Raw genomic sequence first — 20,711 nt, forward strand, 5'->3', positions numbered from 1 at the left:
GATGATTACACCACCCCTTCCAACATCGGTTGCTCACCGGAACCAAACGTCAGGTATTGCACCAGCTCGGCCAACGGCAATGGCTTGCTGATCAGATAGCCCTGCACCTGATCGCAGTCGAACCCGCGCAGCAGGTCCAGTTGCTCCGGCGTCTCGACGCCTTCGGCCACCACCTCCAAGTTGAGGTTGTGCGCCAGGTTGATCATCGCGTGCACCAGTTTGCGGTTTTCCTCGCGCTGCTCCATGCCGCCGACAAAGCTCTTGTCGATTTTCAGCAAGGTGATCGGCAGGCTGTTGAGGTGCACGAACGACGAGAAGCCGGTGCCGAAATCGTCGAGGGAGAAGCGCACACCGAGGCGGCCGAGGGCGTCCATGGTCTGCTTGACCAGATCGCTGCGGCGCATCACGGCGGTTTCGGTCAGCTCGAACTCCAGCCACTGCGCCTCGACACCGCGTTCGGCAATCAGCCGGCTGAGGGTCGACAGCAACTGGCTGTCCTGGAACTGCCGGAACGACAGGTTGATTGCCATGTGCAGCGGCGGCACACCGAGTTCCAACAATGCCTGCATGTCGCGCAGGGCCCGGGAAATCACCCAGTAGCCCAACGGCACGATCAAGCCGCTTTGCTCGGCCAGCGGCACGAACTCGCTCGGCGGCAACAAGCCGCGCTCGGCATGGCGCCAGCGCACCAGGGCTTCGAGGCCGACGATCTGCCCGTCTTCAAGGTTCAGGCGTGGCTGGTAATGCAATTCCAGCTCATCGCGCCGCAAGGCACGGCGCAACTCGGTTTCGAGGTCGGCGATGCTGCGGGCATTGCGATTGATGCGTTCGTTGAAAATGTGAAAGGTGCAACCTTGGGTGCTTTTGGCCTGTTGCATGGCGATGTGCGCGTGCCACATCAGCGGGTCGGCACCGGCCTGGGCGCGGGCATGGGCGATGCCCAGGCTGGAACCGATTAGCAGGCTTTCGCCGTCGACCCAGTAAGGCTCGGCCAGCGCTTCGCTGATGCGTTCGGCCATCCACTCGGCACGCTGGGGTGCGCGGCGGGTGTCGATCAGCAGGGCGAATTCGTCGCTGCCCAGGCGTGCCAGTTGATCGCCGACTTCGAGCTGGCTCTTGAGCCTCGCCACCACTTGCAGGATCAGTCGGTCGCCGGCCTGATGGCCGAGGGCGTCGTTGGCGTAGCGGAAATTGTCGAGGTCGAGGTGACCGAGGGCCAGACCACGCCCGTCATTTTCCGCCAGTCGCGCCGTCAGCAGGGTCTGGAAACCCTGGCGATTGGCGATACCGGTCAGCGGGTCTTGCTCGGCCAGGCGTTGCAGGGTGGTTTCCAGCACACCGCGCTCACGTACATGGCGCAGGCAGCGACGCAACATGCCGGGGTCGAGGTGATCGCGCACCAGCCAGTCACTGACGCCATCGGGCGGGGTCAGCGGCTCATGGTCGAGCAGCAACACCGTCGGCAGGCTGCAACGGCCCGGCGCCGGTTGAAGTGACGGGATGGTCAATAACACCGCGCTGCGGTTGTCATCGAACAGGCTGCTGACCGACTCCCAACTCGGTGCACTGATGAGCACGGCCGAGCTCCCCATAGGAGCCAGACACTCGCGCAACAACGCTGCCCACGCTGGCTCTTCGGCCAGTAGCAGCAAACGCAAGGGTTCGACAGGCGTAGACAAGCTAGCTCCCTAGACTCTGCAAAGATGTAGGCGACGGGCATTATGCCGTGCCGAAAACCAATGGCAATGACATCAGTTATCAAAACGAGCCCTTTGTATCCGCAATTACGAACATTAGCTGCAAATTCGTAGCGCATCCTGCGTGAAAGTAGCAAAACCGGCAATTACAGATCGCGTTGTACGTCACAAGTCGGACAAAGCAGCACAATTCGCTGAGCCTGTTAAAATGCCGGCCCATTTCGTGACTGACTCCTGAATTTACGTATGTCCCGACTCAATCCCCGGCAGCAAGAAGCCGTGAACTACGTCGGCGGCCCTCTATTGGTGCTCGCCGGTGCTGGCTCCGGCAAGACCAGCGTGATCACGCGCAAAATCGCGCACCTGATCCAGAACTGCGGCATTCGCGCCCAGTACATCGTCGCCATGACCTTTACCAACAAGGCCGCGCGCGAGATGAAGGAACGGGTCGGCACCCTGCTGCGTGCCGGTGAAGGTCGCGGGCTGACGGTCTGCACCTTCCACAACCTGGGCCTGAACATCATCCGCAAGGAGCACGTGCGGCTGGGCTACAAACCGGGCTTCTCGATCTTTGACGAGACCGACGTCAAGGCCTTGATGACCGACATCATGCAGAAGGAATACTCGGGCGAGGACGGCGTCGACGAGATCAAGAACATGATCGGCGCCTGGAAAAACGACCTGATCCTGCCGGCCCAGGCCCTGGAAAACGCGCGCAACCCCAAGGAGCAGACCGCCGCCATCGTCTACACCCACTACCAGCGCACGCTCAAGGCGTTCAACGCGGTGGACTTCGACGACCTGATCCTGCTGCCGGTGAAGCTGTTCGAAGAACACGCCGACATCCTCGAAAAGTGGCAGAACAAAGTTCGCTACCTTCTCGTCGACGAATATCAGGACACCAACGCCAGCCAGTACCTGCTGGTGAAAATGCTCATCGGCAAACGCAACCAGTTCACCGTGGTCGGCGACGACGACCAGTCGATCTACGCCTGGCGTGGGGCGCGTCCGGAAAACCTGATGCTGCTCAAGGACGACTATCCGTCCTTGAAAGTGGTAATGCTGGAGCAGAACTACCGCTCCACCAGCCGCATCCTGCGCTGCGCCAACGTACTGATCTCGAACAACCCCCACGAATTCGAAAAGCAGCTGTGGAGTGAGATGGGCCACGGCGACGAGATCCGTGTGATCCGCTGCCGCAACGAGGACGCCGAGGCCGAGCGCGTGGCCATGGAGATCCTCAGCCTGCACTTGCGCACCGACCGCCCGTACAGTGATTTCGCGATTCTCTATCGCGGTAACTACCAGGCCAAGCTGATCGAGCTGAAGTTGCAGCATCACCAGGTGCCATATCGCCTGTCCGGCGGCAACAGTTTCTTCGGGCGCCAGGAAGTGAAAGACCTGATGGCCTACTTCCGCCTGATCGTGAACCCGGACGACGACAACGCCTTCCTGCGGGTGATCAACGTGCCGCGCCGCGAGATCGGCTCGACCACCCTGGAAAAGCTCGGCAACTATGCGACCGAGCGCAAGATCTCGATGTACGCCGCCACCGATGAAATTGGCCTGGGCGAGCATCTGGATTCGCGCTTCACCGATCGCCTGTCGCGCTTCAAGCGCTTCATGGACCGGGTACGCGAGCAGTGCGCCGGCGAAGACCCGATTTCCGCCCTGCGTAGCATGGTCATGGACATCGACTACGAGAACTGGCTGCGCACCAACAGCTCCAGCGACAAGGCCGCCGACTACCGCATGGGTAACGTGTGGTTCCTGATCGAGGCGCTGAAAAACACCCTGGAGAAAGACGAAGAAGGCGAGATGACCGTCGAGGACGCCATCGGCAAACTGGTCCTGCGCGACATGCTCGAGCGTCAGCAGGAAGAGGAAGACGGTGCCGAAGGGGTACAGATGATGACCTTGCATGCGTCCAAGGGCCTGGAATTCCCCTACGTGTTCATCATGGGCATGGAAGAGGAAATCCTCCCGCACCGCTCCAGCATCGAAGCCGACACCATCGAAGAAGAACGTCGCCTTGCCTATGTGGGCATTACCCGCGCGCGCCAGACCCTGGCCTTCACCTTCGCCGCCAAGCGCAAGCAGTACGGCGAGATCATCGATTGCGCGCCGAGCCGCTTCCTCGATGAGCTGCCGCCGGACGATCTGGCGTGGGAAGGCAACGACGACACACCGACCGAAGTCAAAGCCGTACGCGGAAACAACGCACTGGCGGATATACGCGCGATGTTAAAGCGCTAGAATTGACCACTTTTTTAAAACCTTAGGGCGCACAAGGCGCCAACAGAGGACAGCTTCATGGAAGCCCTGCACCAGAAAATCCGCGAACAAGGCATTGTGCTTTCCGACCAGGTCCTGAAGGTCGACGCCTTTTTGAACCACCAGATCGACCCGGCCCTGATGAAGCTGATCGGCGACGAATTCGCCGCGCTGTTCAAGGACTCGGGCATCACCAAGATCGTCACCATCGAAGCCTCGGGCATCGCCCCGGCAATCATGACCGGTCTGAACCTCGGCGTGCCGGTGATCTTCGCCCGCAAGCAACAGTCCCTGACCCTGACTGAAAACCTGCTGTCGGCGACCGTTTACTCGTTCACCAAAAAGACCGAAAGCACCGTCGCCATTTCCCCGCGCCACCTGACCAGCAGCGATCGCGTGCTGATCATCGACGACTTCCTGGCCAATGGTAAGGCGTCCCAGGCGCTGATCTCGATCATCAAGCAGGCCGGCGCGACCGTTGCCGGTCTGGGCATCGTGATCGAGAAGTCGTTCCAGGGCGGCCGTGCGGAACTCGATTCGCAGGGTTATCGCGTTGAGTCGCTGGCGCGCGTCAAATCGCTGAAAGATGGCGTCGTCACCTTCATCGAATAACCCGCCACACCGCAATCCCCCTGTGGGAGCTGGCTTGCCAGCGAAGAGGCCCTGACATCCAACATCGATGTTGTGTGTCGCGCCGCCCTCGCTGGCAAGCCAGCTCCTACAAGGTCTCGGTCGCCTTGAGGCCGGTGAGCAGCAAACGCTGATACAAGTCCTCTTTCAGCCCCTGCGGGTTGGCCAACTGCATGCGTTCCAGATGTTCCGGAAACGCCGCCGCCTGCGGCGCATCCAGCGCGGCCTTGCCCAACTCCAGCACTTCGCTCAGCTTGAACTTGCTCTTGAGCCAGTTCAGCGCCCGCAACACATCCCGCTCCACCGCCGTGAAATCACACCCCAGCGGGTACTCCGGAAACAGGTTCGGATGCCGCGCCTCTATTCCCTGCAAGCGCTGCGCACTGTTGTCGGCAAAACGCGGATCAAGACAGAAATCCGCGGGTAACTTGCCGATCTTCTGCGCCTGTTCGATGAGCCCCTGCTGGAAGCGCGAGTCGCTGATATTGAGCAACGCCTCGATCACCGCCGCATCGGTTTTACCGCGCAAGTCGGCGATGCCATATTCGGTGACCACGATGTCGCGCAGGTGCCGGGGGATCGTACAGTGGCCGTACTCCCAGACGATGTTTGAGCTGACAACGCCACCCGACTCCCGCCAGCTACGCAGCAGCAAGATTGAACGCGCGCCTTGCAGCGCATGGCCCTGAGCCACGAAGTTATATTGCCCGCCGACGCCGCTGAGCACGCGTCCGTCCTCCAGCTGATCCGCCACCGCAGCACCGAGCAGGGTCACGGTAAACGCGGTGTTGATGAAGCGCGCGTCCAGGCGCTGCAAACGCTTGAGTTCTTCCTGGCCGTACAACTCGTTGATGTAGCTGATGCGGGTCATGTTGAATTCGAGGCGCTTGCTTTGGGGCAATTCACGCAGGCGCTCGTAAAAGCTGCGCGGCCCGAGGAAGAAACCGCCGTGCACCGAGATGCCGTCGATTTGCGCGGCTTCGTCGAGGGTGCCGGCGTTGGCCTGCAGTTGGGTGGCCACGTCCGGATAGACCTTGCGCCGCACGATCCCGGCGTCCGCCAGAACCAACAACCCGTTGACGAACATTTCGCTGCAACCGTAAAGGCCTCGGGCGAACGGTTCGACACCGCCTTCGCGCTCGATCAGTGGCGCCCACTGGCTGAGGTTCACCTCGCTCAGCAACGCCTTGTAGGCCTCACTGTCGGCTTGCCGCGCCAGCAGCGCCGCCGTCAGTGCATCGCCCATAGAACCAATGCCGATCTGCAATGTGCCGCCATCGCGCACCAGGGTGCTGGCGTGCAGGCCGATGAAGTGGTCCTGGAAGCCCACGGGCATGTTCGGCGTGGAAAACAGCGTGGTGCTGTCCTTCTCATCGATCAGCAGGTCGAAGGTGTCGATGTTCAGTTCCGCATCGCCGGGCATGTACGGCAGGTCGTTGTGCACCTGGCCGACCATCAGGATGGTTTCCCCGGCAGCGCGGCGCTGGGCGATCATGGGCAGCAAATCGAGGGTGATGTCCGGATTGCAGCTCAGGCTCAGGCGATCGGGGTGTTCGGCATGGCTAGCGATCATTTGTGCCACCAGGTTCAACCCGGCAGCGTTGATGTCCCGGGCGGCGTGGCTGTAGTTGCTGCTGACGTAATCCTGCTGCGCCGTGGCACTGTTGAGCAGGCTGCCGGGCTGCATGAAGAACTGCTGAATGTGGATGTTCGATGGCAGCGTGTCGCGGCGCAGATCGGCGAGGAACTCCAGTTCGGGATAATCGCCGAACACGCGCTCGATGAAAGGCTCGAGGAAGCGCTTTTGCAAGCCATCACCCAATGGCGGGCGGCCCAGGCACAGTGCGGTGTAGATCGTCAGCCGCCGCTCGGGCAGCTGCGCAACACGCCGATAGAGCGCATTGACCAATGGGTTGGGCTTGCCCAGGCCCAGGGGCAGCCCCATGTGGATATGCGCCGGCAACCTTGTCAGAACCTCATCGACTGCCTGTTCGATCGAGCACAGCTGAACCATCGGACTCTCCCCTCATATTCCATGACTTGGGCTTGGACCGAGCTTGCCGGGTCTTTGCTGCAATGAACAGCCGCCGATACATGAAATCCTGATGATCGCCCGCACGCCGAACATTGTAGGAGCTGGCTTGCCAGCGAAGGCGTCCTTCCAGTCAATGCAAATGTCGCCTGACCCGGCGCTTTCGCGGGCAAGCCAGCTCCTACAAGGGCAGAAATCGCGGGACACAAAAAAGCCGCTCGAAAGCGGCTTTTTGTTGAGATTCGGGCCGGGTTACAGGCCGGACATCTTGTGGATCGCGCCTTTCAGCTCGTCATCCGAGCAGTCGGCGCAGGTGCCTTTTGGCGGCATGGAGTTGATGCCGCTGATGGCTTTGGCCAGCAGGCCGTCAATCCCGCCTTGCTCTTTGGCACGTTTGCCCCAGTCGGCGGCGTCGCCGATTTTTGGCGAACCCAGCAGGCCTGAACCGTGGCAAGCGTTGCAATGTTTTGCAATCACTTCATCCGGGGTTTTCGCTCCACCACCGCCACCGGCGGTAGCAGCCACTTCCATGCCCTTGCATTCTTTGCCCTGAACACAAACCTGGCCGACTGGCTCAAGGCGCTTGGCGATATCGTCGTTGGTCGCAGCTTGTGCGCTCACACTCACAGCCCACAGGGCCAATACGGTTGCTGGTGCAGCCAGCATTTTCATAATTAGGTTCACGCGTTCACCCTCAATGGTGGCTAGTCACGCCTACGGCCACGGTTCGCAGGCGGGCGCAAGTATAGCGATAAGCCCGTCGCTCTGAAACAACCCCAAAGTCAAAGGGGTCTTAGGCCGCGGCGGAAAAACAGCCTGGACGCCTCTGCAAAGGCTGGCAGGACGCCTCTTGTCTTAGAAATTCGCCGGGGTGGCTGCGCTGATTAGTCGCGCAGGTGCATCGAACGGATTCCGGAAACGATGGGGCTTGGTACTTTCAAAGTAGTAGCTATCGCCAGCTTCGAGGACAAAAGTTTCCAAACCGACCACCAGCTCCAGTTTGCCTTCGACCAAAATGCCGGTTTCCTCGCCCTCATGGGTGAGCATCTCGTCACCGGTGTCGGCGCCTGGCGGGTAGATTTCATTGAGGAACGCGATGGCCCGGCTCGGGTGCGCCCGGCCAACCAGCTTCATGGTCACGGCGCCATCGGAGATGTCGATCAGCTCGTTGGCCTTGTAGACGATCTGGGTCGGTTTTTCCTGCAGGATTTCTTCGGAAAAGAACTCGACCATGGACATGGGAATCCCACCCAGCACCTTGCGCAGCGAACTGATCGAGGGGCTGACGCTGTTTTTCTCGATCATCGAAATGGTGCTGTTGGTGACGCCCGCACGCTTGGCGAGCTCACGCTGGGAAAGGCCTTTGAGCCTACGGATGGATTGCAGTCGTTCACCGACGTCCAAAGCTTGCGCCTCCAGGATTCAAATTATTGGAATAGTGAACGTTATCATGGCGACAGCGTTCAGTATTTACAACACTTTGACCTGAATCCTGTTCAGCGAGGCGACTTCCGGTCCGGCCCCTTGTGCATCAAGCCCCGGAATAGAGCAGCGGCACTCGGCGCAGGTTGCAGAAAATCTGGTAAGGAATTGTGCCAGCGGCGATCGCCACGTCACTGGCGAAGATGTTTTTGCCCCACAACTCGACAGTCGAACCGAGACCGGCCTGCGGCACATCGGTCAGGTCGATGCAGAGCATGTCCATCGACACCCGGCCAATCAACTGGCTGCGCTGCCCGGCCACCAGCACCGGCGTGCCGGTCGGTGCCAGACGCGGGTAGCCGTCGGCGTACCCCATGGCCACCACGCCGATACGCATCGGCTTGGGGGTGGTGAATTTGGCGCCGTAACCCACGGGCTCACCGGCCGGCAGTTCACGCACGCAGATCACTTTCGATTCCAGGGTCATCACCGGTTGCAGGCGCGAGGCCACTTCGTTGGCCTCTTCGAACGGCGTGGCGCCGTAGAGCATGATGCCCGGGCGTACCCAATCGCTGTGAATCTGCGGCCAGCCAAGCACCGCCGGCGAGTTGCGCAAACTGACTTCGGCGGATAAGCCTTTGCGTGCAGCTTCAAACACCGCCACCTGGTCGTTGCTGGCCTGCTCATGCAGTTCATCGGCGCGGGCGAAGTGGCTCATCAACACCACTTTCGCGACCTTGCCGCTGGCCTGCAGGCGTTGATAGGCCGCCTGATAATCCGCCGGGTGCAAGCCCACGCGGTGCATGCCCGAATCAAGCTTGAGCCATACGGTGATCGGCTTGTTCAACGCGGCTTTCTCGATGGCTTCGAGTTGCCACAGCGAATGCACCACGCACCAGAAATCATGCTCGACGATCAACGCCAGCTCATCGGCTTCGAAAAAGCCCTCCAGCAGCAATACCGGCGCACGAATGCCTGCGGCCCGCAGTTCCAAGGCTTCTTCGATGCACGCCACGGCAAACCCGTCCGCCTCGGCTTCCAGCGCCTGGGCGCAACGCACCGCGCCATGCCCGTAGGCATCGGCCTTGATCACCGCCAGGGCACGGGCACCCGTGAGTTCACGAGCGATACGGTAGTTGTTGCGCAGGGCTTGAAGGTCGATCAGGGCACGGGCAGGACGCATGGCGGCAGACTTCTGGGCGGGTTATCGGGAAGAAAAAACCGGCGCAGGCTGGCGGCGTAAACCGCCAACAGCTCCGGAAGAGGGATCGTTAAAACTTACGGCAACGCGGCGACGATGGAGATCTCGACCAGGATGCTCGGCTTGGCCATCTTCGCTTCGACGGTGGCACGGGCTGGGGCGGTGCCTTTTGGCAGCCACTGGTCCCACACCGAATTCATGCCGGCAAAGTGCGCCTCGATGTCGTTCAGGTAAATCGTCGCCGACAGCAGGTGCTGTTTGCCAGTCCCGGCCTGATCGAGCAAACGCTCGATATTGGCGAGCACGTCGCGGGTCTGTTGTTCAATACCGGCGTTGAAGTCGTCGCCCACTTGCCCGGCCAGGTACACCGTGCCGTTATAGGTGACGATCTGACTCATGCGCTCATTGGTGAGCTGGCGCTGGACTGACATGTTTTTCAGACTCCTGGGTTTTGTTGCCATAACGGGAAATATCGAGGCCTTCGGCGCTGATCTGCGGCTTTTTCTTCGCCATCAGGTCAGCCAGCAAGCGACCCGAGCCGCACGCCATGGTCCAGCCGAGGGTGCCGTGACCGGTGTTCAGGAACAGGTTCTTGAACGGCGTGGCACCAACGATCGGCGTGCCATCCGGGGTGGTCGGACGCAGGCCGGTCCAGAAACTGGCCTGGGCCAGATCGCCGCCCTGAGGATAAAGATCGTTGACGATCATCTCCAGGGTTTCCCGCCGACGCGGGTTCAGCGACAGGTCAAAACCGGCAATCTCCGCCATGCCGCCGACGCGGATGCGGTTGTCGAACCGGGTGATCGCGACCTTGTAGGTCTCGTCGAGAATGGTCGACGTCGGGGCCATCGCCGGGTTGGTAATCGGCACGGTCAGCGAGTAGCCCTTGAGCGGGTACACCGGGGCCTTGATCCCCAGCGGCTTGAGCAGTTGCGGCGAGTAGCTGCCGAGGGCCAGCACGTAGCGGTCGGCAGTTTCCAGCTTGCCATCGATCCACACGCCGTTAATGCGATCACCGGCGAAGTCGAGGCGCTGAATGTCCTGGCCGAAACGGAATTGCACACCGAGGTTCTTGGCCATTTCGGCGAGCTTGGTGGTGAACATCTGGCAGTCGCCCGTCTGATCGTTCGGCAGGCGCAGGGCACCGGCGAGAATGTCGGTGACATTGGCCAGGGCCGGTTCGACGCGGGCGATGCCGTCGCGGTCGAGCAGTTCGAACGGCACGCCGGACTCTTTGAGCACGGCGATGTCTTTCGCGGCGCCGTCCAGTTGAGCCTGGGTGCGGAACAATTGGGTGGTACCCAGGCTTCGGCCTTCATAGGCGATGCCGGTTTCGGCACGCAGTTCGTCGAGGCAGTCACGGCTGTACTCGGACAGGCGCACCATGCGTTCCTTGTTCACCGCGTAACGGCTGGCGGTGCAGTTGCGCAGCATCTGTGCCATCCACAAGTACTGGTCGATGTCGGCAGTGGCCTTGATCGCCAATGGCGCGTGACGCTCCAGCAGCCACTTGATGGCCTTGAGCGGCACGCCCGGCGCGGCCCACGGCGAGGCATAACCCGGCGAGACCTGGCCTGCGTTAGCGAAACTGGTCTCCATGGCAGCAGCTGGCTGACGGTCCACGACCACCACTTCGAACCCGGCACGGGCCAGATAGTAAGCACTGGTGGTACCGATAACGCCGCTACCCAAGACCATGACGCGCATTTTCATATCCCTCATCGCGGCGTACCGCTGACGTTTGTTATTCAGAGCTTCAGATGCGCGCAGTGTAAAAAAGATTTGCCAGTGCTTTTCACTATATAAGCGCCTATATTTGGCGACAATTCTCGGCAAAAACCCTTTTCACGGAGGCGCATCCCCTATGCGTACCAACACTCAGACCAAACGTGAGCTGGACAAGATCGACCGCAATATCCTGCGGATCCTGCAAGCGGACGGGCGGATTTCGTTTACAGAGCTTGGGGAAAAGGTCGGGCTCTCGACCACGCCCTGTACTGAGCGGGTCCGGCGTCTGGAGCGCGAAGGGATCATCATGGGCTACAACGCCAGGCTCAATCCGCAACACCTCAAGGGTAGCCTGCTGGTGTTCGTCGAGATCAGCCTGGATTACAAGTCCGGCGATACTTTCGAGGAGTTCCGACGCGCAGTGCTGAAACTGCCCCATGTGCTGGAATGTCACCTGGTGTCAGGGGATTTCGACTACTTGGTGAAGGCGCGGATTTCCGAGATGGCCTCGTACCGCAAATTGCTGGGCGACATCCTGCTCAAGCTGCCGCATGTGCGCGAGTCCAAGAGCTATATCGTGATGGAAGAGGTGAAGGAGAGTTTGACCCTGCCGATTCCGGACTGACATTTGTGCTGCTGCCATCGCCAGCAGGCTGGCTCCCACATTGGATCTGTGAGCGACGAAAATCCCTTGTAGGAGCGAGCCTGCTCGCGAAGGCCAGCGACTCGGTCTTTTAGACCAACACCTGCCGGTTTGCAGCCATGTACTCAAACACCTGCTTCTCCACCCGCGGATGAATCAGTTCCACCGGCCCACGTCCATTGGGGCATGGCAAGGTCTTGGTGGTGCCGAACAATCGGCAGATCAGCGGCCGCTCGCCATACACCGTGCAACCGTTCGGCCCCAGGTGCACACAGTTGAGCTCGTCCATGGCGGCATCTTGCTCGGCGCGGGTCTTGCGCGGCAGGCGTGACATTTCTTCCGGCGAGGTGGTTACCGGTCCGCAGCAGTCATGGCAGCCGGGCACGCACTCGAATGAGGGAATCTGCTGGCGCAAGGTGCGGATTGTCTGGCTGTTGCAGCTCATTGCAGCGGTGACCAAAAGCGGAGTAGAGCGCGATTCTGACGCAAAAGCCCCGATCCAGACAGCGCCAGCCGACCAATGTTGCCCGTGCGGGAAGGTCCGGCTTATGCTCCGTCAAATTTTCTAAACATCCGAATCAGGACTCCGCACATGAATGCCCGTGCCCAACAGCCTGCCCGCCACGCCGCTTCCTACTACGCCGCCAGCAGTCTGCCGCAGCCCGAACACCCGGTGCTCAAGGGCGAAGTCCTGGCCGATGTCTGTGTGGTAGGCGGTGGGTTCTCGGGGTTGAACACGGCGCTTGAGCTGGCCGAGCGTGGCCTCAGTGCAGTGCTGCTGGAAGCCCATAAAATCGGTTGGGGCGCCAGCGGCCGCAACGGCGGGCAGTTGATTCGCGGCGTCGGTCATGGTCTCGATCAGTTTGCCAATGTCATCGGCGTCGACGGTGTGCGGCAAATGAAACTCATGGGCCTGCAAGCTGTGGAAATCGTCCGGCAACGGGTCGAGCGCTTCCAGATCCCCTGTGACCTGACCTGGGGTTATTGCGACCTGGCCAACAAGCCCAAGGATCTGGAAGGTTTCGCAGAAGATGCCGAGGAGCTACGCGGCCTCGGCTATCGCTACGAGACTCGCTTGCTGCAAGCCAACGAGATGCACACTGTGGTTGGTTCGAAACGCTATGTCGGCGGCTTGATCGACATGGGCTCAGGGCACCTGCACCCACTCAACCTGGCGTTGGGCGAAGCCGCTGCCGCGCAGCAATTGGGCGTGAAACTGTTCGAACAGTCGGCCGTCACCCGCATCGACTATGGTCCCGAGGTCAAGGTCCACACCGTCGAAGGTTCGGTGCGCGCCAAAACCCTGGTGCTGGGCTGCAACGCCTACCTCAACAATCTAAACCCGCAACTCAGCGGCAAAGTCCTGCCCGCCGGCAGCTACATCATCGCCACCGAGCCTTTGAGCGAAGCTCAGGCCCACGCCCTGTTACCGCAGAACATGGCGGTGTGCGACCAACGCGTGGCGCTGGATTACTACCGGCTCTCGGCGGACCGGCGCCTGCTGTTCGGCGGCGCCTGCCATTACTCGGGCCGCGACCCGAAAGACATCGCCGCGTACATGCGCCCGAAAATGCTCGAAGTCTTCCCGCAACTGGCCGGTGTGAAGATCGACTATCAATGGGGCGGCATGATCGGTATCGGCGCCAACCGCCTGCCGCAGATCGGACGGCTCAAGGATCAGCCGAACGTGTATTACGCCCAGGCCTATTCCGGTCATGGCGTGAACGCCACGCACCTGGCGGGCAAATTGCTGGCCGAAGCGATCAGCGGGCAGCACAGCGGTGGCTTCGATTTGTTTGCCAAGGTGCCGCACATCACCTTCCCTGGCGGCAAGCATTTGCGTTCGCCGTTGTTGGCGTTGGGGATGTTGTGGCATCGGATGAAAGAGTGGGTCTGAAAGATGGGTTGCGCCAGTTCCGACGCCTTCGCTGGCAAGCCAGCTCCTACGGGGGTTCGGCGGTGAGCACACTTGTTGTGTACACCACCCCTCACCGTAGGAGCTGGCTTGCCAGAGAAGAGGCCCTAAAGAACACTGAATAAATCAGATCCGCCAGAACGGCTTAAGCCCCTCCTCCCGCGCCTGCTCCCGCGTCAGCCCGATGTCCTTGAGCTGATCGGCCGTCAGCGTCAGCAACGCCTTGCGCGTATGCAGCCGACGCCAGAACAGGTCCCAACGATTCTCGCCAGACGACGCATTGCGCATGTCCGCCTTCTGCCCTGCCGTCAGTTCCTGACTGTGTAACGTCAGCCGCACATCGCTCAAACCGTTCATCTTGGATGCTCCTGTTTACTTGGGTAGCCAGAGGTTCCATGATGCGTGGGCGACAAAAATCGTTACAGATTCAAAGCAACTGTATTAACTCCATACAGTTTTGCCGTTTCCACCACTGAATCCTGATTTTTTGCCTGATCTGTACTGGTTAACCGACTCACCTGCTTCGAGGCTGCATCATGACCCTTTACGTCAACCTCGCCGAATTGCTCGGCACGCGAATCGAACAGGGCTTCTATCGCCCCGGCGACCGGCTGCCCTCGGTGCGGGCCTTGAGCGTCGAGCACGGTGTGAGCCTGAGCACGGTGCAGCAGGCCTATCGGGTACTGGAAGACAGCGGCCTGGCCATGCCACGGCCCAAGTCCGGCTACTTCGTCCCGGCCAGCCGTGAATTGCCTGACCTGCCCGCGATCGGCCGCCCGGCCCAACGGCCGGTAGACATTTCCCAGTGGGACCAGGTATTGGAACTGATTCGCGCTGTGCCGCGCAAAGACGTGGTGCAACTGGGGCGCGGCATGCCGGACGTCACCAGCCCGACCATGAAACCGCTGCTGCGCGATTTGGCGCGGATCAGTCGGCGGCAGGACATGCCCGGCCTTTATTACGACAACATCCACGGCAACCTCGAACTGCGCGAACAGATCGCGCGCCTGATGCTCGATTCCGGCTGCCAATTGGGCCCCGGCGACCTGGTGGTGACCACCGGTTGCCATGAAGCGCTGTCCACCAGCATTCGGGCGATTTGCGAGCCGGGCGACATCGTCGCGGTGGATTCGCCGAGCTTTCACGGCGCCATGCAGACCCTCAAGGGCCTGGGCATGAAGGCCCTGGAAATCCCCACGGACCCGCTGACCGGCATCAGCCTCGAAGCGCTGGAACTGGCCCTGGAGCAATGGCCGATCAAGGTCATACAGTTGACCCCCAACTGCAACAACCCGCTGGGCTATATCATGCCGGAGTCGCGCAAACGCGCGTTGTTGACGCTTGCCCAGCGGTTTGACGTGGCGATCATTGAGGACGATGTGTATGGCGAACTGGCCTATACCTACCCGCGCCCGCGCACCATCAAGTCCTTCGACGAAGACGGCCGCGTGCTGCTGTGCAGTTCGTTTTCCAAGACCCTGGCGCCAGGCCTGCGCATCGGTTGGGTCGCGCCCGGCCGTTATCTGGAACGGGTGCTGCACATGAAATACATCAGCACCGGTTCCACCGCGCCACAGCCGCAGATCGCCATCGCCGAGTTTCTCAAGGGTGGTCATTTCGAGCCGCATTTGCGGCGGATGCGTACGCAATACCAACGCAATCGCGACCTGATGATCGACTGGGTCACCCGCTACTTTCCGGCCGGCACCCGCGCCAGCCGCCCGCAAGGCAGCTTCATGCTGTGGGTCGAGCTGCCGGAAAGCTTTGACACCCTGAAACTGAATCGTGCCCTGCATGACCAGGGCGTACAGATTGCCGTGGGCAGCATCTTTTCTGCCTCGGGCAAGTACCGCAATTGCCTGCGCATGAACTACGCTGCCAAACCAACACCGCAGATCGAAGAAGCGGTGCGCAAGGTCGGGGCGACAGCGATCCAGCTGCTGGCGGAAACCGATCAGTTCAGCGACTGACTTTTATTCGGGAATCAGCGTCCATATGCCTATCTGCGCCGCCAAACGGAACGATCCTACGTGAGAGTCAGACAGCCCCTGCTTGCTTTTCTGCTACTCGCCTCGTTCCTGAGTGGTTGCGCCAGTTTTGACGTGCAGCATGAACCCAGCCAGGCGTTGCCAGCGTCAGATTCGGCATTCGGTCGCTCGGTCCAGGCACAAGCGGCGACCCATCAGGGACAATCCGGCTTTCGCCTGCTGTCGGACAGCACCGAAGCCTTCACCGCGCGCGCCGAGCTGATCCGCAATGCCCAAAGCAGCCTTGACTTGCAGTACTACATCGTCCACGACGGCATCAGCACGCGCATGTTGATCGAAGAACTGCTCAAGGCCGCCGACCGTGGTGTACGCGTGCGCGTCCTGCTCGACGACACCGCCAGCGACGGTCTCGACCGGGTGATCGCCACCCTCGCCGCCCACCCGCACATCCAGATCCGTGTGTTCAATCCACTGAACCTGGGCCGCAGCACCGGCGTGACGCGCACCGTGGGACGGCTGTTCAACCTGTCGCAACAACATCGACGCATGCACAACAAGCTGTGGCTGGCTGACAACAGCATGGCCATCGTCGGCGGGCGCAACCTGGGGGACGAGTACTTCGATGCCGAACCCGACAGGAACTTCACCGACATCGACATGCTCAGCGTCGGCCCGGTGGCCGAACAGCTCGGGCACAGTTTCGACCAGTACTGGAACAGTGCGCTCAGCAAGCCGATCGATGCCTTCATGTCGAGCAAACCGACGGCTCAAGACCTGCAAGACAGCCGGGCCCGACTGGAAGCGTCCCTTGCGCAAACCCGCCAACAGAATCACGCGCTCTATCAGCACCTGATGACCTTCGCCACCCACCCGCGCCTGGACATCTGGCGCCGCGAGCTGATCTGGGCGTGGAACCAGGCCCTGTGGGATGCGCCGAGCAAAGTGCTGGCCAAGGGCGAACCCGACCCGCAATTGCTGCTGACCACGCAACTGGCCCCTGAACTCCAGCGTGTCAGCAAAGAGCTGATCATGATCTCGGCCTACTTCGTGCCCGGCCAGCCAGGATTGGTGTACCTGACCGGTCGCGCCGATGCCGGGGTGTCGGTGAGATTACTCACCAACTCTCTGGAAGCCACGGATGTGCCGGCCGTTCACGGCGGCTACGCGCCCTACCGCAAGGCGTTGCTGGAGCATGGCGTGAAGCTGTACGAATTGCGCCGACAGCCGGGTGAAGGCGGCGGCAGCGGTAGCGGGCCGCATCTGTTTTCCGGCGGCTCCTATCGCGGCTCGGACTCCAGCCTGCACAGCAAGGCGATTATTTTTGACCAGCAGAAATCCTTCATCGGCTCGTTCAACTTCGACCCGCGTTCGGTGCTGTGGAACACCGAAGTCGGTGTGCTGGTGGACAGCCCCGAGCTGGCCGCCCGGGTTCGCGAACTGGCCCTGCAAGGCATGTCGCCCGCCCTGAGTTATCAGGTGGAACTGGAAAACGACCAAATCGTATGGGTCACCGAGGACGACGGCCAGATGCACACCCTGACCGAGGAACCGGCGGGCTGGTGGCGACGGTTCAATGCGTGGCTGAGCACTACGGTTGGGTTGGAGAGGATGCTGTAAGCAGCCAATGATCCATTGTGGCGAGGGAGCTTGGAGTTCCTTAGGCTGGTTCTGCAACAGGACCAAACGCCCCTTGCCGCGACACTACGATCAATACCCCCAAGGCCCCCACCGCCATCAGCAACGGCAACGCATGCCCGCTGATCCACTGGCTGCCCGCACCGGCCAGCAGCGGCCCGATCAAGCAACCAATGCCCCACAGCTGGGCGATGTGCGCATTGGCCCGGACCAACGCATCGTCCCGATAACGCTCGCCAATCAGGATCAGCGACAAGGTGAACAACCCACCGGCGCTGGCGCCAAACAACACCCACAGCGGCCAGATCAACAACGTGTCGATCAACATCGGAATCGCCAGGCTCGCCCCCAGCAAGATGACCGCACAACCGGTAAACAACGCCCGCCGCGACAAGCGATCAGCCAACGCACCAATCGGCAATTGCAGCACCGCATCGCCGACCACCACCGTACTGACCATCGCCAGTGCGATCTCCGTGGAAAAACCCTGGCGCAGGCAGTACACCGGCAGCAGCGTCAAAATCATCGCCTCGAATGCGGCGAACAGCGACACCGCCCAGGCAATCGCCGGCAGCCCGCGGCAGAACTCAAGCAAATCCCGCAGGGTCACGCTGCTGGCTTCGCTACTCGGCGCACCACTGCGGCCCAGCAACAGGAACGGTGCCGCCATCAGCAAGCCGACACCGACCCAAAAGCCATAATCGTGTTCGGTGCCCAGCAAGCCCAGCAATACCGGGCCGGCCAACTGACTCAACGCGTAGCTGCTGCCATACAGCGCCACCAGCCGCCCGCGCCATTGTTCGACCACCAATTGATTGATCCAGCTTTCACCGATGATGAACACCAGGGTCAGGATCACCCCGATCATCAATCGCAGCACCAGCCAGATCGGATAACTCGGCAACAATGCGAGCAAGCCGATGGACACCGCCCCGGCCCACAGGCACAGGCGCATCAGGTTGGCCGTGCCGAAGCGCGCCGCCAGATGACTGGAGATTTTCGCCCCCAACAACACGCCGATGGCCGGCATCGCCGCCATCACGCCAATAGCAAACGAGCCGTAGCCCCAGCTTTCCAGGCGAAACGACACCAGCGGCATGCTGACGCCCAGGGCCAGGCCGACACTCAAGACAGACGCCAACACGGCAAAATACGTCGCCCAACGCATGTTCCACGCTCCTGTGGATAATTATTGTTTTTTACAAACGCCACAAAACACTGTGGGAGCGAGCCTTAGTGGCGAGGGGGCTTGCCCCCGCTGGGTCGCGAAGCGGCCCCAAAACCTGCAATTGCGGCGCATCAAATACGCCGCGTGCAATGGTTTTGCGTCTGCTCCACGGCCGAACGGGGGCAAGCCCCCTCACCACAAGGCTCGCTCCCACAGGGGATCTGCGTCGTTCGGCAGGCCTGCCGTTAAAGCAGGCCTGCCTTAACGGCTTACAACTTGATCCAGGTTGCCTTCAGCTCGGTGTATTTGTCGAACGCGTGCAGCGACTTGTCGCGGCCGTTGCCCGACTGCTTGAAGCCACCGAACGGCGCGGTCATGTCGCCGCCATCGTACTGGTTGACCCACACGCTACCGGCACGCAGTGCACGAGCGGTCAGGTGCGCCTTGGAGATGTCGGCCGTCCAGACTGCCGCGGCCAGGCCATACGGCGTGTCGTTGGCGATGGCAATGGCTTCTTCGGCGTTGTCGAAAGCGATGACCGACAGCACTGGGCCGAAGATCTCTTCCTGGGCGATTTTCATCGCGTTGCTCACGCCGTCGAAAATCGTTGGCTCAACGTAGGTGCCGCCGGTTTCCTGCAGCGTACGCTTACCACCGGCCACCAGCTTGGCGCCGTCGGCATGGCCGGATTCGATGTAGGACAGCACGGTGTTCATCTGCTGCGTATCGACCAGCGCGCCGACATTGGTCGCTGGGTCCAGCGGGTTGCCCGGCTTCCATGTTTTCAACGCTTCGATCACCAGCGGCAGGAATTTGTCCTTGATCGAACGCTCCACCAGCAGGCGCGAACCGGCGGTGCAGACTTCGCCTTGGTTGAAGGCGATAGCGCCCGCCGCGGCTTCGGCCGCTTCCTGCAGGTTCGGTGCATCGGCGAACACGATGTTCGGGCTCTTGCCGCCAGCTTCGAGCCAGACGCGCTTCATGTTCGATTCGCCGGAGTAGATCAGCAGTTGCTTGGCGATCTTGGTCGAACCGGTGAACACCAGGGTGTCGACATCGTTGTGCAGGGCCAGGGCCTTGCCGACGGTGTGACCGTAGCCCGGCAGCACGTTGAGCACGCCTTTCGGGATGCCGGCTTCGACAGCCAGTTGCGCGATGCGGATGGCGGTCAGCGGCGATTTTTCGGACGGCTTGAGGATCACCGAGTTACCGGTGGACAGCGCCGGGCCGAGTTTCCAGCAGGCCATCATCAACGGGAAGTTCCATGGCACGATGGCGCCGACCACGCCCACTGGTTCACGGGTCACCAGCCCCAGTTGATCATGCGGAGTGGCGGCAACTTCGTCGTAGATCTTGTCGATGGCTTCGCCGCTCCAGCTCAGCGCTTGCGCAGCGCCAGGAACGTCGATGTACAGGGAATCGCTGATTGGCTTGCCCATGTCCAGGGTTTCAAGCAGGGCCAGTTCTTCGGCGTGCTGTTTCAGCAGGCCGGCGAAACGGATCATGGTGGCTTTGCGTTTGGTCGGCGCCAGGCGTGACCAGGCGCCGGAATTGAAGGTGGCGCGGGCGTTTTCCACAGCGCGCTGGGCATCGGCAACGTCACAGCTGGCAATCTTGCCCAGCAGGCGGCCATCGACCGGGCTGATGCACTCGAACGTCTCGCCGGAGACCGAGTCGGTGTATTCGCCATTGATATAGGCGCGGCCTTCGATTTTCAGGTCTTTGGCGCGTTGTTCCCAATCGGCACGGGTCAGGGTGGTCATGCGAGTGTCCTCCTCTTATTGATACGACACCCGCGTTCTTCGCGGGCGCTGTCAGGAATTCTGCCCGGCCAGCCTGCTGTTCGGCCCAAGGCATCCGCCACCCTAAACCAGCCGCACACAAAGTTTCAATATATTTGACATAACGCAGGCAAACGGCCTTGCGATGTTCATTTTAATAAACATAGACTTTGAATCTTTTCACCACTCGCGCCGTAATCACGGGGGATAACAACAATGAACATCCAGAACGTCGTCGACTTCAGCCAGGCCACCACCGCCGCCGAGCGCTACCGCCCGGACGCAGCCAAGGTGCTCAAGGGCGACCCGGAACAAACCGTTTACAACCACTACAACAGCCCTTGTGGCCAGTTGAACGCTGGTGTGTGGGAAGGCGGAGTCGGGCAGTGGACAGTGAACTTCACCGAACACGAATACTGCGAGATTCAGCAAGGGGTTTCGGTGCTGCGTGACAGCGAGGGCAATGCCAAGACCCTGCGCGCCGGCGACCGCTTCGTGATCCCCGCCGGGTTCAAAGGCACCTGGGAAGTGCTGGAGCCATGCCGCAAGATCTACGTGGCGTTTGAACAGAAGGCTTGAAGCAAGACCATCGCAATA

Annotated in this window: 18 protein-coding genes; 7 read left to right on the forward strand and 11 right to left on the reverse strand. The window is 61.0% G+C overall.

Going from position 1 to position 20,711, the window contains the following annotated elements:
* Positions 1 to 5 precede the first annotated feature (5 nt).
* A complete protein-coding gene (locus J1D76_RS06830; protein WP_421137620.1) occupies positions 6 to 1,679 on the reverse strand; it encodes a putative bifunctional diguanylate cyclase/phosphodiesterase in 1,674 nt (557 codons plus the stop codon).
* A gap of 264 nt (positions 1,680 to 1,943) precedes the next feature.
* Between J1D76_RS06830 and rep the strand changes: the two genes are divergently transcribed.
* Both rep and J1D76_RS06840 read left to right on the forward strand, forming a co-directional pair.
* Positions 1,944 to 3,953, forward strand: coding sequence for a DNA helicase Rep (gene rep / locus J1D76_RS06835; RefSeq protein ID WP_421137621.1), 2,010 nt, complete (start codon positions 1,944 to 1,946; stop codon positions 3,951 to 3,953).
* Between the two features lie 57 nt (positions 3,954 to 4,010).
* Positions 4,011 to 4,583: a xanthine phosphoribosyltransferase gene (locus J1D76_RS06840; RefSeq protein WP_008086064.1), complete on the forward strand. Its 573-nt coding sequence runs from the start codon at positions 4,011 to 4,013 to the stop codon at positions 4,581 to 4,583.
* A gap of 106 nt (positions 4,584 to 4,689) precedes the next feature.
* On the opposite strand, the gene J1D76_RS06845 is transcribed toward J1D76_RS06840, so the two are convergent.
* The 6 genes from J1D76_RS06845 to dadA form a co-directional block, all read right to left on the reverse strand.
* Positions 4,690 to 6,615, reverse strand: coding sequence for an acetyl-CoA hydrolase/transferase C-terminal domain-containing protein (locus tag J1D76_RS06845; RefSeq protein WP_421137622.1), 1,926 nt, complete (start codon positions 6,613 to 6,615; stop codon positions 4,690 to 4,692).
* 270 nt (positions 6,616 to 6,885) lie between these two features.
* Positions 6,886 to 7,305 carry a c-type cytochrome gene (locus J1D76_RS06850; RefSeq protein WP_421137645.1) on the reverse strand — a complete coding sequence of 140 codons (420 nt, stop codon included), beginning with the start codon at positions 7,303 to 7,305 and terminating at the stop codon, positions 6,886 to 6,888.
* A gap of 183 nt (positions 7,306 to 7,488) precedes the next feature.
* The gene (locus tag J1D76_RS06855) at positions 7,489 to 8,037 is read right to left on the reverse strand and encodes a cupin domain-containing protein (RefSeq protein WP_007975150.1); all 549 of its coding nucleotides are present in this window, start codon (positions 8,035 to 8,037) and stop codon (positions 7,489 to 7,491) included.
* 127 nt (positions 8,038 to 8,164) lie between these two features.
* Positions 8,165 to 9,238: an alanine racemase gene (alr, locus tag J1D76_RS06860; RefSeq protein WP_421137623.1), complete on the reverse strand. Its 1,074-nt coding sequence runs from the start codon at positions 9,236 to 9,238 to the stop codon at positions 8,165 to 8,167.
* 95 nt (positions 9,239 to 9,333) lie between these two features.
* The gene (locus J1D76_RS06865) at positions 9,334 to 9,687 is read right to left on the reverse strand and encodes a RidA family protein (protein ID WP_421137624.1); all 354 of its coding nucleotides are present in this window, start codon (positions 9,685 to 9,687) and stop codon (positions 9,334 to 9,336) included.
* The gene (dadA, locus tag J1D76_RS06870; protein ID WP_421137625.1) at positions 9,659 to 10,963 is read right to left on the reverse strand and encodes a D-amino acid dehydrogenase; all 1,305 of its coding nucleotides are present in this window, start codon (positions 10,961 to 10,963) and stop codon (positions 9,659 to 9,661) included. Before dadA ends, J1D76_RS06865 begins: the two co-directional genes overlap by 29 nt.
* Before the next feature lie 157 nt (positions 10,964 to 11,120).
* Between dadA and J1D76_RS06875 the strand changes: the two genes are divergently transcribed.
* Complete coding sequence (locus J1D76_RS06875; protein ID WP_007975155.1) at positions 11,121 to 11,609, forward strand: Lrp/AsnC ligand binding domain-containing protein; 489 nt, start codon at positions 11,121 to 11,123, stop codon at positions 11,607 to 11,609.
* A 109-nt stretch (positions 11,610 to 11,718) separates the two neighbouring features.
* On the opposite strand, the gene J1D76_RS06880 is transcribed toward J1D76_RS06875, so the two are convergent.
* Positions 11,719 to 12,072 (reverse strand): YkgJ family cysteine cluster protein, encoded by a 354-nt coding sequence (locus J1D76_RS06880; protein ID WP_421137626.1) that lies wholly within the window; start codon positions 12,070 to 12,072, stop codon positions 11,719 to 11,721.
* A gap of 147 nt (positions 12,073 to 12,219) precedes the next feature.
* On the opposite strand from J1D76_RS06880, the gene J1D76_RS06885 reads away from it, so the two are divergent.
* The gene (locus J1D76_RS06885) at positions 12,220 to 13,524 is read left to right on the forward strand and encodes an NAD(P)/FAD-dependent oxidoreductase (RefSeq protein ID WP_421137627.1); all 1,305 of its coding nucleotides are present in this window, start codon (positions 12,220 to 12,222) and stop codon (positions 13,522 to 13,524) included.
* Between the two features lie 144 nt (positions 13,525 to 13,668).
* Here J1D76_RS06885 and J1D76_RS06890 read toward each other — a convergent pair whose 3' ends face one another.
* Positions 13,669 to 13,899 (reverse strand): DUF1127 domain-containing protein, encoded by a 231-nt coding sequence (locus J1D76_RS06890; RefSeq protein ID WP_421137628.1) that lies wholly within the window; start codon positions 13,897 to 13,899, stop codon positions 13,669 to 13,671.
* A 179-nt stretch (positions 13,900 to 14,078) separates the two neighbouring features.
* Between J1D76_RS06890 and J1D76_RS06895 the strand changes: the two genes are divergently transcribed.
* Positions 14,079 to 15,512, forward strand: coding sequence for a PLP-dependent aminotransferase family protein (locus J1D76_RS06895; protein ID WP_421137629.1), 1,434 nt, complete (start codon positions 14,079 to 14,081; stop codon positions 15,510 to 15,512).
* Between the two features lie 60 nt (positions 15,513 to 15,572).
* Entirely contained in the window at positions 15,573 to 17,147 is a 1,575-nt protein-coding gene (locus J1D76_RS06900) for a phospholipase D family protein (RefSeq protein WP_421137630.1), read from the forward strand.
* Between the two features lie 40 nt (positions 17,148 to 17,187).
* Here J1D76_RS06900 and J1D76_RS06905 read toward each other — a convergent pair whose 3' ends face one another.
* Positions 17,188 to 18,333: an MFS transporter gene (locus J1D76_RS06905; protein WP_421137631.1), complete on the reverse strand. Its 1,146-nt coding sequence runs from the start codon at positions 18,331 to 18,333 to the stop codon at positions 17,188 to 17,190.
* Positions 18,334 to 18,602: 269 nt separating this feature from the next.
* Complete coding sequence (locus J1D76_RS06910; RefSeq protein ID WP_421137632.1) at positions 18,603 to 20,096, reverse strand: aldehyde dehydrogenase; 1,494 nt, start codon at positions 20,094 to 20,096, stop codon at positions 18,603 to 18,605.
* A gap of 234 nt (positions 20,097 to 20,330) precedes the next feature.
* Between J1D76_RS06910 and J1D76_RS06915 the strand changes: the two genes are divergently transcribed.
* Positions 20,331 to 20,693 carry a cupin domain-containing protein gene (locus J1D76_RS06915; RefSeq protein ID WP_421137633.1) on the forward strand — a complete coding sequence of 121 codons (363 nt, stop codon included), beginning with the start codon at positions 20,331 to 20,333 and terminating at the stop codon, positions 20,691 to 20,693.
* The last annotated feature ends 18 nt before the right edge of the window (positions 20,694 to 20,711 follow it).

The organism is Pseudomonas sp. NFX15, from assembly GCF_049132105.1.
GTDB lineage: Bacteria > Pseudomonadota > Gammaproteobacteria > Pseudomonadales > Pseudomonadaceae > Aquipseudomonas.

Excerpts from the sequence above, each read along its gene's own strand:
- J1D76_RS06865 (WP_421137624.1), bottom strand. The coding sequence starts at position 9,687 with ATGTCAGTCCAGCGCCAGCTCACCAATGAGCGCATGAGTCAGATCGTC.
- J1D76_RS06850 (WP_421137645.1), bottom strand. The coding sequence starts at position 7,305 with ATGAAAATGCTGGCTGCACCAGCAACCGTATTGGCCCTGTGGGCTGTG.
- J1D76_RS06840 (WP_008086064.1), top strand. The coding sequence starts at position 4,011 with ATGGAAGCCCTGCACCAGAAAATCCGCGAACAAGGCATTGTGCTTTCC.
- J1D76_RS06915 (WP_421137633.1), top strand. The coding sequence starts at position 20,331 with ATGAACATCCAGAACGTCGTCGACTTCAGCCAGGCCACCACCGCCGCC.
- rep (WP_421137621.1), top strand. The coding sequence starts at position 1,944 with ATGTCCCGACTCAATCCCCGGCAGCAAGAAGCCGTGAACTACGTCGGC.
- J1D76_RS06910 (WP_421137632.1), bottom strand. The coding sequence starts at position 20,096 with ATGACCACCCTGACCCGTGCCGATTGGGAACAACGCGCCAAAGACCTG.
- J1D76_RS06885 (WP_421137627.1), top strand. The coding sequence starts at position 12,220 with ATGAATGCCCGTGCCCAACAGCCTGCCCGCCACGCCGCTTCCTACTAC.
- J1D76_RS06880 (WP_421137626.1), bottom strand. The coding sequence starts at position 12,072 with ATGAGCTGCAACAGCCAGACAATCCGCACCTTGCGCCAGCAGATTCCC.
- J1D76_RS06875 (WP_007975155.1), top strand. The coding sequence starts at position 11,121 with ATGCGTACCAACACTCAGACCAAACGTGAGCTGGACAAGATCGACCGC.
- J1D76_RS06890 (WP_421137628.1), bottom strand. The coding sequence starts at position 13,899 with ATGAACGGTTTGAGCGATGTGCGGCTGACGTTACACAGTCAGGAACTG.
- dadA (WP_421137625.1), bottom strand. The coding sequence starts at position 10,963 with ATGCGCGTCATGGTCTTGGGTAGCGGCGTTATCGGTACCACCAGTGCT.
- alr (WP_421137623.1), bottom strand. The coding sequence starts at position 9,238 with ATGCGTCCTGCCCGTGCCCTGATCGACCTTCAAGCCCTGCGCAACAAC.
- J1D76_RS06845 (WP_421137622.1), bottom strand. The coding sequence starts at position 6,615 with ATGGTTCAGCTGTGCTCGATCGAACAGGCAGTCGATGAGGTTCTGACA.
- J1D76_RS06905 (WP_421137631.1), bottom strand. The coding sequence starts at position 18,333 with ATGCGTTGGGCGACGTATTTTGCCGTGTTGGCGTCTGTCTTGAGTGTC.
- J1D76_RS06895 (WP_421137629.1), top strand. The coding sequence starts at position 14,079 with ATGACCCTTTACGTCAACCTCGCCGAATTGCTCGGCACGCGAATCGAA.